General features: G+C 37.2%; 21 protein-coding genes. 16 read left to right on the top strand and 5 right to left on the bottom strand.

Features of this window, described 5'->3' with window-relative positions:
* The first annotated feature begins 372 nt into the window (after positions 1-372).
* The 6 genes from GHI93_RS07905 (at position 373) to GHI93_RS07880 (ending at position 5,638) form a co-directional block, all read left to right on the top strand.
* Positions 373-1,134: a CPBP family intramembrane glutamic endopeptidase gene (locus tag GHI93_RS07905; RefSeq protein ID WP_153496512.1), complete on the top strand. Its 762-nt coding sequence runs from the start codon at positions 373-375 to the stop codon at positions 1,132-1,134.
* Between the two features lie 67 nt (positions 1,135-1,201).
* Positions 1,202-1,798 carry an HAD-IA family hydrolase gene (locus tag GHI93_RS07900; protein ID WP_153496511.1) on the top strand — a complete coding sequence of 199 codons (597 nt, stop codon included), beginning with the start codon at positions 1,202-1,204 and terminating at the stop codon, positions 1,796-1,798.
* A gap of 210 nt (positions 1,799-2,008) precedes the next feature.
* Positions 2,009-3,964, top strand: a complete 1,956-nt coding sequence (gyrB, locus tag GHI93_RS07895; RefSeq protein ID WP_153496510.1) for a DNA topoisomerase (ATP-hydrolyzing) subunit B — start codon at positions 2,009-2,011, stop codon at positions 3,962-3,964.
* A 60-nt stretch (positions 3,965-4,024) separates the two neighbouring features.
* A complete protein-coding gene (locus tag GHI93_RS07890; protein ID WP_153496509.1) occupies positions 4,025-4,732 on the top strand; it encodes an AzlC family ABC transporter permease in 708 nt (235 codons plus the stop codon).
* Positions 4,719-5,045: an AzlD domain-containing protein gene (locus tag GHI93_RS07885; protein ID WP_153496508.1), complete on the top strand. Its 327-nt coding sequence runs from the start codon at positions 4,719-4,721 to the stop codon at positions 5,043-5,045. The genes GHI93_RS07890 and GHI93_RS07885 overlap by 14 nt, the downstream gene beginning before the upstream one ends.
* A 146-nt stretch (positions 5,046-5,191) precedes the next feature.
* Entirely contained in the window at positions 5,192-5,638 is a 447-nt protein-coding gene (locus tag GHI93_RS07880; protein WP_153496607.1) for a MarR family winged helix-turn-helix transcriptional regulator, read from the top strand.
* A 31-nt stretch (positions 5,639-5,669) separates the two neighbouring features.
* On the opposite strand, the gene GHI93_RS07875 is transcribed toward GHI93_RS07880, so the two are convergent.
* Positions 5,670-6,161 (bottom strand): hypothetical protein, encoded by a 492-nt coding sequence (locus GHI93_RS07875; RefSeq protein ID WP_153496507.1) that lies wholly within the window; start codon positions 6,159-6,161, stop codon positions 5,670-5,672.
* A 162-nt stretch (positions 6,162-6,323) separates the two neighbouring features.
* Here GHI93_RS07875 and GHI93_RS07870 point away from each other — a divergent pair, with 162 nt between their 5' ends.
* The 8 genes from GHI93_RS07870 to secG all read left to right on the top strand — a co-directional run bounded on the left by GHI93_RS07870 (position 6,324) and on the right by secG (position 12,905).
* Positions 6,324-7,535, top strand: a complete 1,212-nt coding sequence (locus GHI93_RS07870; RefSeq protein ID WP_153496506.1) for a phosphopentomutase — start codon at positions 6,324-6,326, stop codon at positions 7,533-7,535.
* A gap of 3 nt (positions 7,536-7,538) precedes the next feature.
* On the top strand, positions 7,539-7,925 hold the full coding sequence (gene arsC, locus GHI93_RS07865; protein ID WP_153496505.1) for an arsenate reductase (thioredoxin): 387 nt from the start codon (positions 7,539-7,541) through the stop codon (positions 7,923-7,925).
* 129 nt (positions 7,926-8,054) lie between these two features.
* Positions 8,055-8,756, top strand: coding sequence for a purine-nucleoside phosphorylase (gene deoD / locus GHI93_RS07860; RefSeq protein WP_153496504.1), 702 nt, complete (start codon positions 8,055-8,057; stop codon positions 8,754-8,756).
* A gap of 139 nt (positions 8,757-8,895) precedes the next feature.
* Positions 8,896-9,402, top strand: a complete 507-nt coding sequence (locus GHI93_RS07855) for an ASCH domain-containing protein (RefSeq protein ID WP_153496503.1) — start codon at positions 8,896-8,898, stop codon at positions 9,400-9,402.
* A 109-nt stretch (positions 9,403-9,511) separates the two neighbouring features.
* On the top strand, positions 9,512-11,179 hold the full coding sequence (locus tag GHI93_RS07850) for a formate--tetrahydrofolate ligase (RefSeq protein WP_153496502.1): 1,668 nt from the start codon (positions 9,512-9,514) through the stop codon (positions 11,177-11,179).
* A 127-nt stretch (positions 11,180-11,306) separates the two neighbouring features.
* Positions 11,307-11,531 carry a DUF4059 family protein gene (locus GHI93_RS07845; RefSeq protein WP_153496501.1) on the top strand — a complete coding sequence of 75 codons (225 nt, stop codon included), beginning with the start codon at positions 11,307-11,309 and terminating at the stop codon, positions 11,529-11,531.
* Positions 11,532-11,601: 70 nt separating this feature from the next.
* Positions 11,602-12,534 carry a thioredoxin-disulfide reductase gene (gene trxB / locus GHI93_RS07840; RefSeq protein WP_153496500.1) on the top strand — a complete coding sequence of 311 codons (933 nt, stop codon included), beginning with the start codon at positions 11,602-11,604 and terminating at the stop codon, positions 12,532-12,534.
* A 131-nt stretch (positions 12,535-12,665) separates the two neighbouring features.
* Positions 12,666-12,905 carry a preprotein translocase subunit SecG gene (gene secG, locus GHI93_RS07835; RefSeq protein WP_415579479.1) on the top strand — a complete coding sequence of 80 codons (240 nt, stop codon included), beginning with the start codon at positions 12,666-12,668 and terminating at the stop codon, positions 12,903-12,905.
* 167 nt (positions 12,906-13,072) lie between these two features.
* Here the strand turns inward: secG and GHI93_RS07830 are convergent, their stop codons facing one another.
* Together GHI93_RS07830 and GHI93_RS07825 are read right to left on the bottom strand one after the other, a co-directional pair.
* Positions 13,073-14,209, bottom strand: coding sequence for a tyrosine-type recombinase/integrase (locus GHI93_RS07830; RefSeq protein ID WP_153496498.1), 1,137 nt, complete (start codon positions 14,207-14,209; stop codon positions 13,073-13,075).
* A gap of 49 nt (positions 14,210-14,258) precedes the next feature.
* Positions 14,259-15,125, bottom strand: coding sequence for a helix-turn-helix domain-containing protein (locus GHI93_RS07825; RefSeq protein WP_153496606.1), 867 nt, complete (start codon positions 15,123-15,125; stop codon positions 14,259-14,261).
* Positions 15,126-15,421: 296 nt separating this feature from the next.
* On the opposite strand from GHI93_RS07825, the gene GHI93_RS07820 reads away from it, so the two are divergent.
* The gene (locus tag GHI93_RS07820; RefSeq protein WP_153496497.1) at positions 15,422-15,655 is read left to right on the top strand and encodes a hypothetical protein; all 234 of its coding nucleotides are present in this window, start codon (positions 15,422-15,424) and stop codon (positions 15,653-15,655) included.
* On the opposite strand, the gene GHI93_RS07815 is transcribed toward GHI93_RS07820, so the two are convergent.
* Positions 15,648-16,343, bottom strand: a complete 696-nt coding sequence (locus GHI93_RS07815; RefSeq protein ID WP_153496496.1) for a hypothetical protein — start codon at positions 16,341-16,343, stop codon at positions 15,648-15,650. The genes GHI93_RS07820 and GHI93_RS07815 overlap by 8 nt on opposite strands.
* Positions 16,344-16,497: 154 nt before the next feature.
* Here GHI93_RS07815 and GHI93_RS07810 point away from each other — a divergent pair, with 154 nt between their 5' ends.
* The gene (locus tag GHI93_RS07810) at positions 16,498-16,743 is read left to right on the top strand and encodes a hypothetical protein (protein WP_153496495.1); all 246 of its coding nucleotides are present in this window, start codon (positions 16,498-16,500) and stop codon (positions 16,741-16,743) included.
* Here the strand turns inward: GHI93_RS07810 and GHI93_RS12845 are convergent.
* On the bottom strand, positions 16,735-17,061 hold a 327-nt coding region (locus GHI93_RS12845), incomplete at its 5' end, for a hypothetical protein (protein WP_170272419.1). The genes GHI93_RS07810 and GHI93_RS12845 overlap by 9 nt on opposite strands.

Genomic DNA, 17,061 nt, shown 5'->3' with positions numbered 1-17,061 from the left:
GATGAGTCCAATGGGTCAGACAAAATGAAAAAAAGTATCAATAGAACTTGGAGGTCACTATTGATACTCGTTGCACAACGCGGTGGGGCATCATTATAGCACAAAATCTAAAAATTAGAAAGAGGTATATCATGACTAACGAAAAGATGAATGCTCTTAATTTTGTGGAGCTTACGGATGAAGAATTGCAGAATATAGTTGAAATAAAAAGTATTTTTTTTACAAATTGGGGATGTTGTGAGAAGACATAACGGTTACTAAAAAACTGTTTCATCGTTTTGGAGCATTAAGTTGTCTAACGCTTGGAATGTCGTTGTTTTTAGTGTTATGTGTGATTTTATAAGATTTGGTTTTGGAAAGGACGAATAAGAAATGAAAAAAACTGGATTAATTTTTATCATTACGATTGCTTATCTTTTGATTTTTGGCGAAATTGTCACGGGGCTATTTCATATATCTATGAAAAGTGGAAATGTGACATTACTTTGGTTATTGGTTCAAGACTTGCCTTTATTTTTAATTATGTTTGTGATTTATCGGTGGTCGAAGATCAAAATTTTATGGGAACATTATCCTGTTTTAAAAAGTGTGGGGCTATTGTGGTATGCGCTTTATACGCTTGTTTTGTCACTTCCACTTAATCTATTGATGCGGCATGAAAAAATATCTGTTTGGTTTACGATTGGTGCAGCTCTCGTTGCGGTGGTTGTTGGTTGTGTTGAGGAATTCATTTTTAGAGGGTTGATTTTGGGTGCAATCATTGAAAAAACGCATTCTCTTTTTATTGGCATTGCAGTCTCCGCTGTTTTGTTTGGAATTTCGCATAGTGTGAATTTAGCACATCAGACGGTTACGGCTACGGGGATTCAAATGGTGTATGCGACTGCACTCGGAGTATTTTTGGCAGTGCTTTATCTAAAATCACATTTACTTTTGATTCCGATCATCATGCATGGAGCTATTGATTTTACGAGCTTGCTTGTGTCGCAAGGATCAGCTAATTCAACCACAACAGTACAACAGGCTATGGTTTTGGTTGTTATCATTGGGATTACAAGTGGTCTATTTATTGTGACAGGAAAAAAACAGATCGGTTCATTTAAAGAAAAATTCCTTAATAAAAGTGTGGAGTGATGAAGAATGATTTGAAAAAATGACTTTATTTGATTTGTAAGTGATGAGAGTGTGTTATAATAATCACATGGAATACGATAATTATATTTGGGATTTAGGTGGAACGCTGCTTGATAATTATGAAACGTCAAGTCGTGCTTTTGCTGCCGCTTTGTGGATGCTCAGTGAGCGTGTGATTTTGCATCAGGAAATTTATCGTGCGTTGAAAGTTTCGACGGCTTATGCTGTGGAGCAATTTGCAAGTGATATTCCGCAGTTTTTGGAGACTTACAAAGCACTCGAAGCTCAAACATTGACACATCCAGTCCTATTTGTAGGGGCTGAAAAAGTTTTGTCAGTACTGACAGAAAATGGACGACGGAATTTTATGATTTCGCATCGGGATGCGCAAGTCAATGAGATTTTGAAATCAGCGAATATTTTACAATTCTTTGCTGAAGTGGTGACTGCTGACAATGGATTTAAGCGAAAACCTGCGCCGGATTCGATTCACTATTTACTTGAGAAATATCAGATGAATCCTGAAAAGACGGTCATGATTGGCGATCGTTCGATTGATATTGAGGCTGGAATTGCAGCGGGGGTAAAAACGGTTTTCTTTGATGCGACCAAGCGTGATCCCAAAGCGACGCAAAGTATCACAACTTTAGAAGCACTGCTGTAAGAGGAAACGTTGAGTGAAATGCGGTGTGCTGTCAGTAAGGATTGACTGATGGTTTAGACATTTTTGATTTCTGTCAGAACTGACAGAAATTATTTTTTTGTAACCGTTATTTTTTGCTGACAAAAGCGGATTTAAAATGGCTTGAAATATCGAAAAAAAGCTTCAAATGTGCTATAATATAAGTAAGACTCAATAGAAATGAGATTTATTTTGAACGAAAAAGATAAAGAAATAGAAAAGCTTGCTGATCAGTATGATGCCAGTCAAATTCAAGTCTTAGAAGGACTTGAAGCGGTGCGGATGCGTCCAGGGATGTATATCGGTTCAACTTCAAAAGAAGGACTGCATCATTTGGTTTGGGAAATTGTTGATAATTCGATTGATGAAGCGCTTGCAGGATTTGCCAGCCACATTGAGGTGTTTATTGAACCTGACAATTCAATTACGGTTATTGATGATGGACGTGGGATTCCTGTTGATATTCAAGAAAAAACTGGACGTCCTGCTGTTGAAACTGTTTTTACTGTGTTGCATGCTGGAGGGAAGTTTGGCGGTGGCGGATATAAAGTTTCAGGTGGCTTGCACGGTGTTGGATCTTCTGTCGTCAATGCGTTATCAACGATTCTTGATGTTACGGTTCATAAAGATGGACAAAAATATTTTCAAGAATATCATCGTGGTCATGTGATTGAGGATCTAAAAGTTATTGGAACGACAGATCATCGTGGGACAACGGTTCATTTTGTGCCAGATCCAGAGATTTTTACAGAAACCACTGAATTTGATTATGAAAAATTATTGACACGTGTTCGTGAGCTTGCTTTTTTGAATCGCGGGCTACGGATTTCCATCACTGATAAGCGCCAAGGAAATGAAAAAAATCAGAATAGTTTTCATTATGAAGGGGGTATTCAGTCTTATGTTGAATACCTAAATGAAAATAAACAGGTGATTTTTGAACCTGCGATTTTTACTGAAGGTGAACTTGATGGCATTGCAGTAGAAGTGGCGATGCAATATACAGATACATATCACAGTGTGGTCATGTCCTTTGCCAATAACATTAACACGCATGAAGGTGGAACGCACGAGCAGGGATTTAGAACAGCACTCACACGGGTCATCAATAATTATGCCAAAGCTCAAAAAATTCTCAAAGAAAATGAGGATAATTTGACAGGAGATGATGTCCGTGAAGGGTTAACGGCAGTAATTTCAGTGAAACATCCGAATCCTCAATTTGAAGGACAAACGAAGACGAAACTTGGAAATTCTGAAGTCACTGGAATTGTCAATAAACTCTTTGCAGATGCGTTACAAACATTCATGCTTGAAAATCCACAAGTTGCAAGAAAAATCGTTGAAAAAGGAATTCTTGCGAGTAAAGCACGGATTGCTGCAAAACGTGCGCGTGAAGTGACACGGAAAAAGTCAGGTCTCGAAATTTCAAATTTACCTGGAAAATTAGCAGATTGTTCTTCGAATAATCCAAAGCAAACTGAACTTTTCATTGTCGAAGGAGATTCTGCAGGAGGGTCTGCGAAATCTGGACGAAATCGTGAATTTCAGGCGATTTTACCAATTCGCGGGAAAATTTTGAATGTGGAAAAAGCAACGATGGATAAAATTCTTGCAAATGAGGAAATTCGAAGCTTATTTACCGCAATGGGAACAGGATTTGGTGCGGATTATGATCTTTCAAAAGCACGTTATCACAAACTTGTCATCATGACGGATGCTGATGTTGATGGCGCGCACATTCGAACACTGTTACTTACACTTTTCTACCGCTACATGCGTCCAGTCGTTGAAGCAGGTTATGTCTATATTGCGCAACCTCCAATTTATGGAATCAAGGTGGGATCTGATACAAAAGAGTACATCCAACCTGGACCAGATCAGGAAAAACAATTGGCTACTGCGATTGAAAAGTGGTCTCAAGGACGCTCTAAAGCAACGATTCAACGTTATAAAGGGCTTGGAGAAATGGACGACCACCAACTTTGGGAGACGACAATGGATCCAGAAAATCGATTGATGGCACAGGTTTCATTGACGGATGCAGCAGAAGCGGATAAGGTTTTTGATATGCTTATGGGCGATCGCGTGGAGCCACGGCGCGAGTTTATCGAAGAAAATGCACAATACAGTACGATTGATGCTTAAAAGATTAAAAAAGAATGAGTTTTCTTATTCTTTTTTTATAAAGAAAGAAATTTGAATGGGATGACAGATGAATTAACAGCACGCACTGGCATTGCAGAAACATTGCCTACTGTTTTTGGCTACATTGGAATTGGACTCGCTTTTGGAATGATTGCACGCAGTAATCATTTGAGCGTGGGACTTGTTTTTTTGCTTTCGGCAGTGGTTTATGCGGGTTCCGCACAATTTATCATGGTGACGTTGATTGCACTTAAAAGTCCGATTTTATCGATTGTTTTAAGTGTATTTTTAGTAAATTCGAGAATGATTTTATTGAGTAGTGCCGTTGCTCCTTATCTAAAAAAGGAAAGTTTATTTAGAAATATTATAATTGGAAGTTTTTTGACTGATGAAAGTTTTGCGTTGAGTATGAACAAGCTTAATGCGACGGATGGTGCGCTAAATTTCGATTGGCTTAATGCAGTGAACATGGTTGCTTATTGTACTTGGGTTATTTCTAGCGTATGCGGTGCGGTGCTTGGGCATTATATTGTGAATCCGATGGCATTTGGATTGGGGTTTGCAGTCGTTGCGATGTTTATTGGCCTACTTTATTTGCAGGTCATTAGTGATACGATCCTTGGGATACGTCTTCAATTGCTGATGATTGGTGTGACATTGCTCTTGTTTTTTGTCGGAATTATTTTTATTCCAAGTAATATTTTAGTATTATTTGTCACATTGGTGTCCTGTGGATTGGGGGTGTGGATCAAACATGAGTTCTTTTAATTTTTTGTTACTGACGATTTTTTCTTGTGGTCTTGTGACCTGGGGGGCACGAGTGCTTCCATTTATTTTACTTAAGCGATTCACGCTTAAAAAAAGAGTGGTTGATTATTTAAGTTTTGTGCCTGTGGTAATCTTATCTTCGCTGTGGTTTTCAAATATTTTCATTCAACATTTAGGCAAGTGGCCCTCAATTGATGTGAAGAATCTTTTAGCGTCTCTTCCGACGATTTTAGCGGCGGTGTGGATTAAAAATTTATTGGTGATTGTTTGTGTGGGGATGTTAAGTTTGGCAGTTTTGAATGTTATTTTTTAATGAAGTTTTTGTTATTTTGTAATCGTTTCTTGACAAAATAAAATAATTTTTTTAAAATAATTAATATGTATTAATAAATAAAAAGGATTAGAATTTTTTTTGATATAATATTAATGAAAAAGCATTTTGGAGTTAAGGGAGAAAAAATGGATTATAATGAGTTGGCGCAGACCTTTATTCATAGTGTCAAAAAGCCTGGTAAAATGCGGGCTTTGAGCCGTTTTAATACGTATTCACATGGAGAACATCAGGTCATTTATTTTTTGTTTAAAAATTCTGGTAAAGCAATTATGCCAAGTGACATTGCTAAATTTACCAATACAAGTACGGCGAGAATTGCAACGATTTTGAACAGTTTGGAAGATAAGGGGATGATTATTCGTGAAATTTCAAGAGAAGATCGTAGAAAGATTTTAGTGAGTATTACAGATAAGGGAAGAAAAACTGCGGAAAAAGCTTATGACCAAACGATTTCAGATATTGCGTCAGTATTTCAAACAATGGGTGAAAAACGAGCCATGGGATTCGTTGATGATTTCAAACTGTTTTTAGATTTGAGCAGCGCTTTGCATAAAGAAAATGACGAAAAATGAAACGCTAAAAAGCTGTCAGTACTGACAGCTTTTATTTTTTAGGGGGTGTATTTTCGATTTCGTATTTGTACTTGTAATCTGAAAAGGAACGGAAAAGTTTTTGGTACCATTTTTCTTTGACTAGTGCTTTATTGAGTTCAATGGCGTTCGTGAGCTTTTCTTGGGTCGCTTTGAGTTCGTTTTGGAGTTTTAAATAATTAGATTGCGTTTGTGACACTTGATCTGTCAGTTGCTCCATTGCTTGACGTGAGGTATCATTTTCATCTAAAACAGCGTTGAGAAAGTGCTGTATTTCTTTGTCAATCGGGAGTGTTTGGATGGTCACAGCATCAAAATAATCGGCTTCATTTAAGATTTGATTTGTAAAATGATTGAGTATATTTTCTTTACGCCAATCAATATAATGCTCGTTTTCTTTAAAATAAGTCAAAATATTTTGAGTGATTTTTTCTTCTTGTTCACTGCTTGAATCCGCTTCAATAAATGCGACAGATGAAACTAACGCTTTGTCTTCGTTTTCCATCGGATGACCTCCGTTTTCTTAAGGAATGTTGGTATTTTTCCTTAGCTTTATTATAGCATTTTCTGTTGGAAGTGGAAGATTTAAATTCAGATTTTCATGTGATCTATGTTATAATTTGATTAGAAGAATCGATTGTTTAAAATCGAGAAAAGGAGAATTTAAATGGCTAAAAAATTTGGTCGTGTACATCTTATCGTTATGGATTCTGCTGGAATTGGGGAGGCACCCGATGCTGACAAGTTCTTTAATCACGACACTCCAGATACGGGAGCAAACACAATTGGTCACATTTCTGAAGCTGTTGGACTAGATGTGCCGAATTTTCAAAAAATTGGACTGGGAAATATCACTTCCTTGAAGACAGTGGCGAAAACGGCACATCCTTTGGGTTATACCACGAAATTACAAGAAGTTTCTAATGGTAAGGATACCATGACAGGACACTGGGAAATTATGGGATTGGATATTAAAAATCCATTTCCAGTCTATCCTGATGGATTTCCTGAAGCGCTATTGGAAAAAATTGAAGCATTTTCAGGACGTAAAATCATGCGCGAACCTAATAAACCTTATTCTGGGACGCAAGTTTTAGATGATTTTGGAGAACGTCAACTCAAAACAGGCGAATTAATCATTTATACTTCGGCAGATCCAGTTTTACAGATTGCTGCCAATGAAGCAGTGATCCCGCTTACTGAACTTTACAAAATTTGTGAATATGCGCGTGAAATCACAAATATTGGCTCAGAATGGATGCTTGGACGAATCATTGCACGCCCTTATGTGGGAGAGCACGCGGGTCAATTTGAACGGACGCCAAACCGTCGGGATTATGCTTTAGCTCCTTTTGGGGCAACGGTATTGAATCATCTGGACGATGCAGGATTTCCTGTGATTTCAGTGGGTAAAATTCACGACATCTATGAAGGACAAGGCATTAATCGTGACATGGGACACAATCTAAATGATATGGATGGTGTTGATCGGATGCTAAAAGCGATGGCATTGCCTGAATTTGACAAGGGACTATTGTTTGTCAATCTTGTTGATTTTGATGCGAAATATGGACATCGTAGAAATCCAGAAGGCTATCGTGACGCAATTCAAGATTTGGATGGACGGTTGCCGGAAATTATGGCTGCGATGAAAGACGATGATTTGCTCATCATTACTGCTGATCACGGAAACGATCCTACTTTTGTTGGGACAGATCATACGCGAGAGTATATTCCGATGATTTCGTTTTCAAAAGCATTTACAACGCCAAAACCACTTCCTGTAGGACATTTTGCAGATATTTCTGCAACCATTGCGGAGAATTTCGGTGTATCTGCTGGAGAAATTGGTCAGAGTTTCTTAAGAGACTTGATTTAAGCCATGAAAAAAATATATTTTCTTTGCACTGGAAATTCTTGCCGTTCTCAGATGGCTGAAGGATTTGCCAAAAAATTGCTAAAAAATACGGTTCAGATTCGCTCAGCGGGCATTGAACAACATGGGGTCAACCCAGATGCGATAAAAGTCATGGCGGAGGTCGGCATTGATATTTCTGATCATACTTCTGATTTGATCGAGATGGATTATTTTAATGCGTGTGATCTGATCATCACGTTATGTGGTGATGCAAGAGATAAATGTCCTGTGATTCCAAAAACAACGCAGCATGAACATTGGGCGATTAAGGATCCTGCTGGTCACTCACTTGAGGAATTTCGTTTGGTGAGAGATGAGATCTATAAAAAAGTAAAAACACTCGATTTGTAGCTCAAAATCGCACGAAAAGTGAAAAAAGAGGAGCTGTGTTTTGTCAGTACTGACAAAAAAATCTAATAAAAAACAAAAATTTAAAACGATGGCACGATGTTCTGGCCATAAAAATAGAAAGTAGAAAAAATGCCAACACCACATATTGAAGCCCAAAAGGGCGAAATCGCTGACAAAATCTTATTGCCCGGAGATCCATTGCGTGCAAAATTTATTGCTGAACATTTTTTGGAGGACGCTGTTCAATTTAACAGTGTGCGCGGAATGCTAGGTTTTACAGGACTGTATAAGGGGGAACGTGTTTCTGTCATGGGGACTGGGATGGGGATTCCATCCATTTCGATTTATGCTAATGAGCTGATTACAGAATATGGCGTCAAAAAACTCATTCGTGTCGGTACTGCAGGCTCCATCAATGAGGCGGTCCATGTGCGTGATCTCGTGATTGCACAAGCTGCTGCGACCACTTCTAGTTTAGTCAAAAATGATTTTCCTGGATTTGATTTTCCTCAGATTTCAGATTTTGATTTGCTTGATAAAGCCTATCACATCGCAAAAGCGCTTGACTTGAATGCACACGTTGGAAATGTGCTTTCCTCAGACTTATTTTACGGGGGTCCTGACGGCGTTGCACTCGGAAAATTTGGCGTAAAAGCAATCGAGATGGAAGCCGCAGGCTTATTCTATCTTGGTGCAAAATATGGCGTACAAACGCTTGCCATCATGACGATTTCTGACCACATTTTGACAGGTGAAGTTACGACGTCACAAGAACGTCAATCCACGTTTACAGATATGATGAAAGTTGGATTGGAAACCTTAATTGCTTAATTAAAAAAACTGTCAGTACTGACAAGATGAAAAAAATTTCTGTCAGTACTGACAAAAAACGAATTGATTTCTGTGAGTGTCAAATCTCCCTGTTTTGGAGCTTTTGAGTGCTGACAGATTTTTTTTAAAAGGAGAAAATATGGATGTTGAAAAGATGATGCGTCAAGCAGGATTTGATCCAGCCGATTTTGGGAGTGCGTATGTTTTTGGAAATGATACTGAAAACATCACCAATCCAGCTTTGGCTGATGATTTGGCAGAACTTGTGAGATTAGGGGTGAAAACAGCGACCACGAGCGCGCTGATTGACTACGAAAGAGAAAATGAAGCACTTCCAGTTGCGGATGGGAAAGTGGATCTGATCTTAAACAGTACGTTAGAGCTGGTTGCAATCGTGCGAAATCGTAACGTTTATGTGACAACTTTTGATCAAGTGTCGAAAGAACATGCGTTTAAAGAAGGAGAAGGTTTGCCTGAGCACTGTTTTGGAAAAAAATTTGAAGAGGTGAGTGAATCAGATCGTTCCTTTGTTTTAGAGTATTGGCGGCGCGTCCATGAGCAATTTTTCAGACGTACAAATGTGTATTCACCAAAAATGCGCGTGGTGTGTGAAGAATTTGAAGTTTTGTATCCAATATCACACTAAATTTCGCTATTTCCATATATTTATCAAAAATAACGCGTCAAAATTTAATGAAATGAATGAATTGTTTTGATTTTTTGTTAAAATAGAGGGTGAACATTCGGAGGAAAATATGAAATCAGATATTGAAATCGCACAAGAAGTAGAAATGCAACCAATCACAACGATTGCCGAAAAACTGGGACTGTCATTTGATGACATTGAACTTTACGGAAAATATAAAGCCAAACTTCCACTTGACGTTTTAGAAAAAATGAAAAATAAAGAAGATGGAAAGTTGATTTTGGTGACAGCCATCAGCCCAACACCTGCTGGCGAGGGAAAATCAACAGTGACGGTTGGATTGGCAGATGCATTGAATCGTCTGGGCAACCATGCAATGGTGGCGTTGCGCGAGCCGTCGCTTGGACCAGTGATGGGCATGAAAGGAGGTGCTGCTGGCGGAGGATTTGCTCAAGTGCTTCCGATGGAAGACATTAATCTGCATTTTACAGGTGATATTCATGCAATTACGACAGCAAATAATGCAATTGCAGCATTTCTTGATAATTCCATTCATCAGGGAAATCCTTTGGGCATTGATCCTCGGCGTGTGATGTGGAAACGCGTGCTTGATTTGAATGATCGTGCGCTTCGTCATATTACTATTGGTCTTGGCGGTGTTGTTAATGGTATGCCACGTGAAGATGGTTTTGACATCACGGTAGCCAGTGAAATTATGGCGGTCTTGTGTCTTGCAACGTCGATTGAAGATTTGAAAACGCGCATTTCGCGCATTGTTATTGCGAATACCTATGATCGAAAACCAGTGACAGTTTCTGATTTGGGAGTTTCAGGAGCGATTACGATGCTGTTAAAGGACGCAATTAAGCCAAACTTAGTGCAAACCATTGAAGGGACTCCAGCACTGGTTCATGGAGGTCCGTTTGCCAATATTGCACATGGTTGTAATTCTGTTTTGGCGACAAAAATGGCACTAAAACTCTCAGATATTGTGATTACAGAAGCTGGATTTGGTGCGGATTTGGGCGGTGAAAAATTCTTAGACATTAAGACACGTCAACTCAAAAAAGTACCTGACGCAATCGTGATTGTAGCAACGGTTCGTGCACTTAAAATGCATGGAGGGGTGGATAAAAAAATGTTGACAGAAGAAAACATTCCTGCATTGAAAAAAGGATTTGTAAATCTTGAACGTCACATCAAAAATATCCAATCTTATCAACGTCCTGTCATCGTTGCGATAAATCAATTTGCATCGGATACTCCAGAAGAAATAGAAACGCTGTCAGCGCTGACAAAAGCGCTCAATGTCCCAATTTCATTATGTCAAGTTTTTGAAAAAGGAGGACAAGGAGGAATTGATTTAGCCCAAAAAATCCTCCCCTTACTTCAAGAAAATAAGGATTTTCACTATCTTTATGATCTTGATCTTGCTGTGGATGAAAAAATCAAAACCATTGTCACACAAATTTATGGGGGACAAAAAGTTAATTTTACGCCAAAAGCAGCCCGCCAATTAAAAGAAATAAAAGAAAATAACTGGAATCATCTTCCCGTTTGTATCGCAAAAACGCAATATTCATTTTCTGATTCGCCAAAATTATTGGGTGCTCCAGAAGGATTTGAAGTGACTGTAAAAGCACTGATTCCAAAAATCGGAGCTGGATTTATTGTTGCATTATTAGGAGATATCATGACCATGCCAGGCCTTCCAAAATCCCCAGCAGCGCTCAAAATGGACGTATCAGATGATGGAAAAATCAGCGGATTGTTTTAAACACAAAAAAAGTAGCGCGATGCGTTATTTTTTTATGAACGAAAGCAGAAAAAAATTGAATTTTCATGTATAATAAGAGAGAATGGATTACTTTTTAATACAATGAAAAAGAATACGAGAGGGAAAAATGGTACTTCAATTATATCTTCAAGGATTATTGGTTTCAGCGCTTGTAATGGTTGTATTTAGTGCAATTTATGCGTTTGCCTATTTAATTAGAAATGCATATCAACCAAAAAACGTGATCAGAAATCGGATATTTGATTTGATTTTGATCAATCTTTTAACGATTCCAGTGCTTAGTTTTGCGGTGTTAGGACTTTTGGTCATTTTAAAAACGCGCCTGCTCTAAGCTGATTAATGGCTATTTTTTTAAATAAAGTTTATCATTATATGAAGTAAGAATAAATGAGGAAATGAGAATGACTGAAAAAAAATACGATGTAATCATCATTGGGTCTGGTCCTGCAGGGATGGCAGCAGCACTTTATACAGCACGTTCAGAGATGAAAACGTTGCTCCTTGAGCGTGGTGTTCCTGGAGGTCAGATGAATAATACTGCTGAAGTCGAAAATTATCCAGGCTACGGCACAATCATGGGTCCAGAATTATCTATGAAAATGTATGAACCTCTCGAAGCTTTGGGAGTAGAAAACGCGTACGGTTTTGTCACAGCCATTGAAGATTTAGGAGATGTCAAAAAAGTCATCACAGAAGACGAGGTCTTTGAAACAGCATCTGTGATCATTGCTACAGGTGCTGTTCATCGTAAATTGGGCGTTCCTGGAGAGGAAACGTTTGGGGCAAGGGGTGTTTCATATTGTGCCGTTTGTGATGGTGCATTTTTCCGCAATCAAGACATTTTAGTGGTCGGTGGCGGCGATTCTGCAGTCGAAGAAGCACTTTATTTGACACGTTTTGGAAAATCAGTGACGATTATGCACCGCAGAGACCAATTACGCGCACAAAAAATCATTCAAGAACGTGCTTTTGCAAATGATAAAATCAAATTTATTTGGGACGCCACAGTCGAGGAAATCAAAGGAGACGATCGAAAAGTGACCAGTGTCGTTTACAAAAATGTTAAAACGAACGCACGTACTGAACAAGCTTTTGGAGGAGTGTTTATCTACGTCGGATTAGATCCCATTTCCGAATTTGCAACAGCGCTTGGAATTTCTGATGCGGCAGGATGGATTGTCACAGATAATCACATGAAAACCAATCGACCAGGAATTTTTGCAGTCGGAGATGTGCGTCAAAAAGATTTCCGTCAAATCACAACAGCCGTAGGTGACGGTGCACAAGCAGCGCAAGAAGCTTATAAATACGTTGCGCAACAGCTTTCGCTCTAATTTTTCAGATAAAAAAACAATTGATTTAGGAAAATTCCTGTCATTTTTGGAAAAATATGTTACAATGGAAACAACGTATTTTGAGATGAGAAGGGAAAGAGCGACTTGCTCTTAATAATAGTATGGAAAAAATGATTTATGACATTCTGATTGTCATCATGTTGATTGTATCAGTATTGACTATTGTATCAATCTTTATGCAACCTTCAAAACAAGATGGTGCTGCGGATGCCTTTTCTGGAGGCTCTGGCGAGCTCTTTGAGGGTCGAAAAGCACGCGGTTTTGAAGCAATTATGCAACGATTTACAGCGATTATGATTGGCTTATGGCTCGTCATTGGTTTTGTCTTAGTCGTTTTATCTACAAAATAATAACCAATAGCAAGAAGATTAACGCAAATAATTGAAGAATGTAGAAATAAAAGGCTTTGTTGAGCCTTTTTTGATTTGTTGTTTTTACATTTGTTGAACAAATATGAAAAGTTTTGAAAAACTTCTGCCCCTTTTTCTGCCCCTTTTTTATAAGAAAAACCTGTGATTTACAGGTCTATTTTATTTAACTTTTCTACAATGTTCTTACTCATCTTGTCTGTGACGTGTGAGTAAATAGAAAGTGTTGTATTAGGATTTGTATGTCCGACTCTTTCCATTATTGCTTTTAAGGGAATACCGACTTCTGTAAGCATAGCGATATGAGTATGGCGGAATATATGTGTTGTTAACTTTTTATCACTTTTAATTTTCCCAAGTCGACTATTCACATTTTCAATATATTCGGGTTGATTGGATCTATTTACGAAGATGAAGTTTTCGGGATTCCCATCATTGATGTTCATTTTTATATTTAGCTCAATTCTTTCGTCAAGTATTTTTTTAGCTTGATTAGATAACGCAATCGTTCTTTCTGAATGAATGTTTTTAGGCGTTGTTTTAGAATGCGTGATAGGGTCAAAAGAACCAGTTATTTCGATAGTTTCATCATTTATATTTTTACACTGTAAAGCCACACATTCTCCGTAGCGTAAACCCGTCAAAGCCATGAATTCAACGATTAATGCAGTTGGTTTATCTATAATTCTAAGCTGTTTTAGAACATCCTTTAATTCATCAAGTTCAAGATACTTATCTTTTTTTGCTTGCCTTTGCTCAAAAGTTTCAACCTTCTTTTTTATTTTAACTTTGGAAGATGGATTATTTTCGATATATCCCTTTGAAATGGCATAATCTAAAACCATACTAATATTTGACTTTATTAAAATCATGTAAGGGTAAGAGTAGTTATCCACATAGTATATTTTTTCGAGAATAGATAAGATATAATTTGAAGTAAGCTCTGTTAGAAGAGTTTCCTCAGGTATTATTTCTCTGATTTTATTTTTAGCTGAGATCCTAGCTGTCACAGTACGAGCCTTAACCGTATCGTTATATACAGCGAGAAAATCATCTTGAACTTTCCAAAATGTGATAGAAGTTATTTTATTTTTTTCATCTTCAATTTTTTGTTTTTCTTTTTCAAGCTTTGCATCTATTTTATTATACAGTAGCCTAGAAGCTTCATTTTGCGCCCTAGAGCTATTTTTATCTAGCGTTACTGATACTTTCCTTAACTTACCTTTAGTGTCTGTATAACGCTCACAGTACTTATATTTGCCGTTTGGTAAATCTTCTATCCACATAATATTATCCTTTCTAAAAATGCCCACCTAATCAAAGGTTGGGCGTTTTTTAATAGTCTTGTTCAACTTTTACTAATCTACCTTCAATCTCTGCTGGGTGATATTCATCAGCGTATTGAATCGGATATTCAGGGTTTAATGGTTCAAGTCTTAAACGGATAGGATGACCGTTTTCGTCATATTCATAAAAGACACATTTAAGAGTTGCTTCGTTGTCATCCGTGAAGCGTATCGCTCCGATAGATCCATCTGAAATGTTAGGCTCTTGAAGAATTAAAGCAAATGATCCGTCATGTATTTCTGTTTCCATGCTTTCTCCTTTAACTCTAAGCCAAAATATATCATCACGTCCGGCATATTTACCATAAACAGGGCGCATTCCCTCAAAATTTTGTTCAGATAGAATCGGAGTACCTGCTGCTATTTCCCCAATGACTGGAGCATATCCTTCTTTTTCAGGGTCATACGTAATAACATTGCTGATTTTATCGAAATCAATTTTCTTTGAGAAGAAAGATAAGTGTTTCTTTTCTATTTGTTCTTTTAATTGAGAAGAAGCAGTATCAAGCACAACTTGTTGACGTGGTTCTTCGAGTTGAGAACTGATTTCAGTGATTTTTTTCACCAAATGAGATTGTTTTTTATTATTGTTCCAATCTTCCAATGAGTAACCTTGTTTATATGAAGGGTCAATATCAGACTTTAGGAGGCCAAGTGTGTCCGAAATTTTTTGAAGGTTACCAGCATTAGGTCTAGTTACACCTTTTATATATCCAGACAAAGTTGTTGGAGGTATTCCAGCTCTTCTAGCAAATTCAGCTTGAGAGATGCCTTCTTCTTTTATTTTTGTTCTAATATTATTAGATATAACCTTTTTTAATTCCTCTTCTTGAGGTGTTAAAGTTCCTCTGCCCATTGTATGAATCTCTTTCTTGAATTTTATTATATCGTTATTATAACGAATTAAACAGTATAAAGCAATAGTTTTTTGTGAAAAATACGGTTTTTTTCGCATTTATTTATATTTTTGTCTTGACATACCGTTTAAACAGTAGTATAATTAACTCATAAAGTCAAACAAGCGAACAAGCATGGAGCATTCAGTACGGCGGACGGAACGATTTTCAAATGACGGTACACGACGTATCCACCGCGACGTAAGTAGTGAGTTTGGCAAATAAAAAGCCCCAGAGGGGCGGAAAGGATACTAATATGAACCTTGAAAAAATTAAACAAGTTAAAATACTAGACAATTATGAAGAAGCCAAAGACATTGTTAATGCTCATATAGAAGCGGGTTGGATTGTTTTGCTATCAGACAGTAAAAAAGTTATTCTTGGAGCTGAATGGCCTGAATCGTACAATATGAATGTTAATTTAACTGTCGAAAGAAAACATTTTGGTGTAGTGGGTAGACCTGGTGTTCCAGGAATTGGCGTTATTTAAAGATGTTTTGTATTTCTTGAATAGCTTTTTTATGTACTGCTGTGGCTTTGTTTTTCCATAAATCAAGAAGTTCACCAATAGTTGAAGCCTCAATCTCCGCAAGATTAGGAACTTCTTCCCATAAAGTAGGATTATTTTCGAAAATTGGTAAAAGGAGCTTAACAATATGTTTGTTATTATTTCTGTCATATCTATAATATGAGGTTGAGAAATAAAGGTCACACTCAGTCGCGCTTGCTAGTTCATCAGATGAATAGTCAGTTAGATAATGGGCATATTCTACTAAATCTATAAGTCCAGAATTCAAGTAAAACTTTGTTTTTTTTCTTAAAAAGAAGTGAGAACTTAGCTCACATAGACTTTCTTCGAAATATGCTAAACTATCATTTTTGATTCCAGTACTTATGAAATAGTGGCACATTTCATGAGCCAATTGATAAGTAACTTGAGACTCTCTTAGTCCATCTCCAATGTGAAGATAGATAGTGTTGGGATAAAAATATTGTGGTAGATCTTTGAGAGGGTTAGGGTTTAGTATTGATAAACCCTTTGGAAGAGTTTTGTTAAAATAATAGCTCATTTCCTTTATTAAGTACTCACAATAAGCTTCAAAGTGTTCTTCGTTGATTACATTAAAGCTGTGATAGCAGTTAGAAATATTCGTAAATTCTTTTAATTCAAAGTTCATAAGAACCTCCAATATAATTTTAGTTTAGTCACTTACATTATATCACGGAGTTATGATATGTGGAACTATCCACAGGGAAGACTGGCGAACAGGTTCGATTCCTGAACTTCCCTTACTGCGTATGCAGAAGTTTAAAAACAGAAAGGATAATAAAATGAACATTATCGAAGCAACAAAAAAAGCCTTAGAAGAAAATAAGGCAATTACAACCCCTGAAAACAAAGAACATGGCACTGTTTTTATTCCAACAAATTCAATGCCGCTTGGTATCGTTATTGTACCAACAGAGCCTGGTCTTGAAAAAGTTGAAGGAATTTATAAAGAAAAATGGACTTCAGCTTTTAAGTTTTGGAACCCTAAAGCTGAAGACCTCTTAAGAGATGATTGGGAATTATATTAATTTAAAAATCCAATCCGCAATTTCTTTGACGGTATTAATATTTTTGTTTTCAAAATATATTATCGTCTTATCTAGCAAATACGAATCAATAATAGTGTTGTTTCCATAACTATTCATAACATACCCAGACCTAGACAGCTCGTTCATAGTTTCTAAAACATCAGCTGGTAACCAATCAGGTACTAATGCGCAGATGTCAGAGATATGTCCGACACGCTTTGCAGAGTTTTTGGAAACACCATTATTAATTTTACTAAGGTACTCTTTATAAATTATCGCAAGTAATTGTTTAGAATCCTTAGTTAATTGAACATCATC

The sequence above is a fragment of the Lactococcus hircilactis genome, assembly GCF_009601015.1.
GTDB lineage: Bacteria > Bacillota > Bacilli > Lactobacillales > Streptococcaceae > Lactococcus > Lactococcus hircilactis.
This window is presented reverse-complemented; position numbering and strand designations above follow the sequence as displayed.

What these genes read in the sequence shown, in the direction of transcription:
- GHI93_RS07870 (WP_153496506.1), top strand. Translation starts at nt 6,324, where the DNA reads ATGGCTAAAAAATTTGGTCGTGTACATCTTATCGTTATGGATTCTGCT.
- GHI93_RS07875 (WP_153496507.1), bottom strand. Translation starts at nt 6,161, where the DNA reads ATGGAAAACGAAGACAAAGCGTTAGTTTCATCTGTCGCATTTATTGAA.
- GHI93_RS07825 (WP_153496606.1), bottom strand. Translation starts at nt 15,125, where the DNA reads ATGGGCAGAGGAACTTTAACACCTCAAGAAGAGGAATTAAAAAAGGTT.
- GHI93_RS07855 (WP_153496503.1), top strand. Translation starts at nt 8,896, where the DNA reads ATGGATGTTGAAAAGATGATGCGTCAAGCAGGATTTGATCCAGCCGAT.
- trxB (WP_153496500.1), top strand. Translation starts at nt 11,602, where the DNA reads ATGACTGAAAAAAAATACGATGTAATCATCATTGGGTCTGGTCCTGCA.
- secG (WP_415579479.1), top strand. Translation starts at nt 12,666, where the DNA reads ATGATTTATGACATTCTGATTGTCATCATGTTGATTGTATCAGTATTG.
- GHI93_RS07815 (WP_153496496.1), bottom strand. Translation starts at nt 16,343, where the DNA reads ATGAACTTTGAATTAAAAGAATTTACGAATATTTCTAACTGCTATCAC.
- GHI93_RS07890 (WP_153496509.1), top strand. Translation starts at nt 4,025, where the DNA reads ATGACAGATGAATTAACAGCACGCACTGGCATTGCAGAAACATTGCCT.
- GHI93_RS07905 (WP_153496512.1), top strand. Translation starts at nt 373, where the DNA reads ATGAAAAAAACTGGATTAATTTTTATCATTACGATTGCTTATCTTTTG.
- GHI93_RS07830 (WP_153496498.1), bottom strand. Translation starts at nt 14,209, where the DNA reads ATGTGGATAGAAGATTTACCAAACGGCAAATATAAGTACTGTGAGCGT.
- GHI93_RS07845 (WP_153496501.1), top strand. Translation starts at nt 11,307, where the DNA reads ATGGTACTTCAATTATATCTTCAAGGATTATTGGTTTCAGCGCTTGTA.
- GHI93_RS07810 (WP_153496495.1), top strand. Translation starts at nt 16,498, where the DNA reads ATGAACATTATCGAAGCAACAAAAAAAGCCTTAGAAGAAAATAAGGCA.
- GHI93_RS07820 (WP_153496497.1), top strand. Translation starts at nt 15,422, where the DNA reads ATGAACCTTGAAAAAATTAAACAAGTTAAAATACTAGACAATTATGAA.
- GHI93_RS07850 (WP_153496502.1), top strand. Translation starts at nt 9,512, where the DNA reads ATGAAATCAGATATTGAAATCGCACAAGAAGTAGAAATGCAACCAATC.
- deoD (WP_153496504.1), top strand. Translation starts at nt 8,055, where the DNA reads ATGCCAACACCACATATTGAAGCCCAAAAGGGCGAAATCGCTGACAAA.
- GHI93_RS07900 (WP_153496511.1), top strand. Translation starts at nt 1,202, where the DNA reads ATGGAATACGATAATTATATTTGGGATTTAGGTGGAACGCTGCTTGAT.
- GHI93_RS07885 (WP_153496508.1), top strand. Translation starts at nt 4,719, where the DNA reads ATGAGTTCTTTTAATTTTTTGTTACTGACGATTTTTTCTTGTGGTCTT.
- arsC (WP_153496505.1), top strand. Translation starts at nt 7,539, where the DNA reads ATGAAAAAAATATATTTTCTTTGCACTGGAAATTCTTGCCGTTCTCAG.
- GHI93_RS07880 (WP_153496607.1), top strand. Translation starts at nt 5,192, where the DNA reads ATGGATTATAATGAGTTGGCGCAGACCTTTATTCATAGTGTCAAAAAG.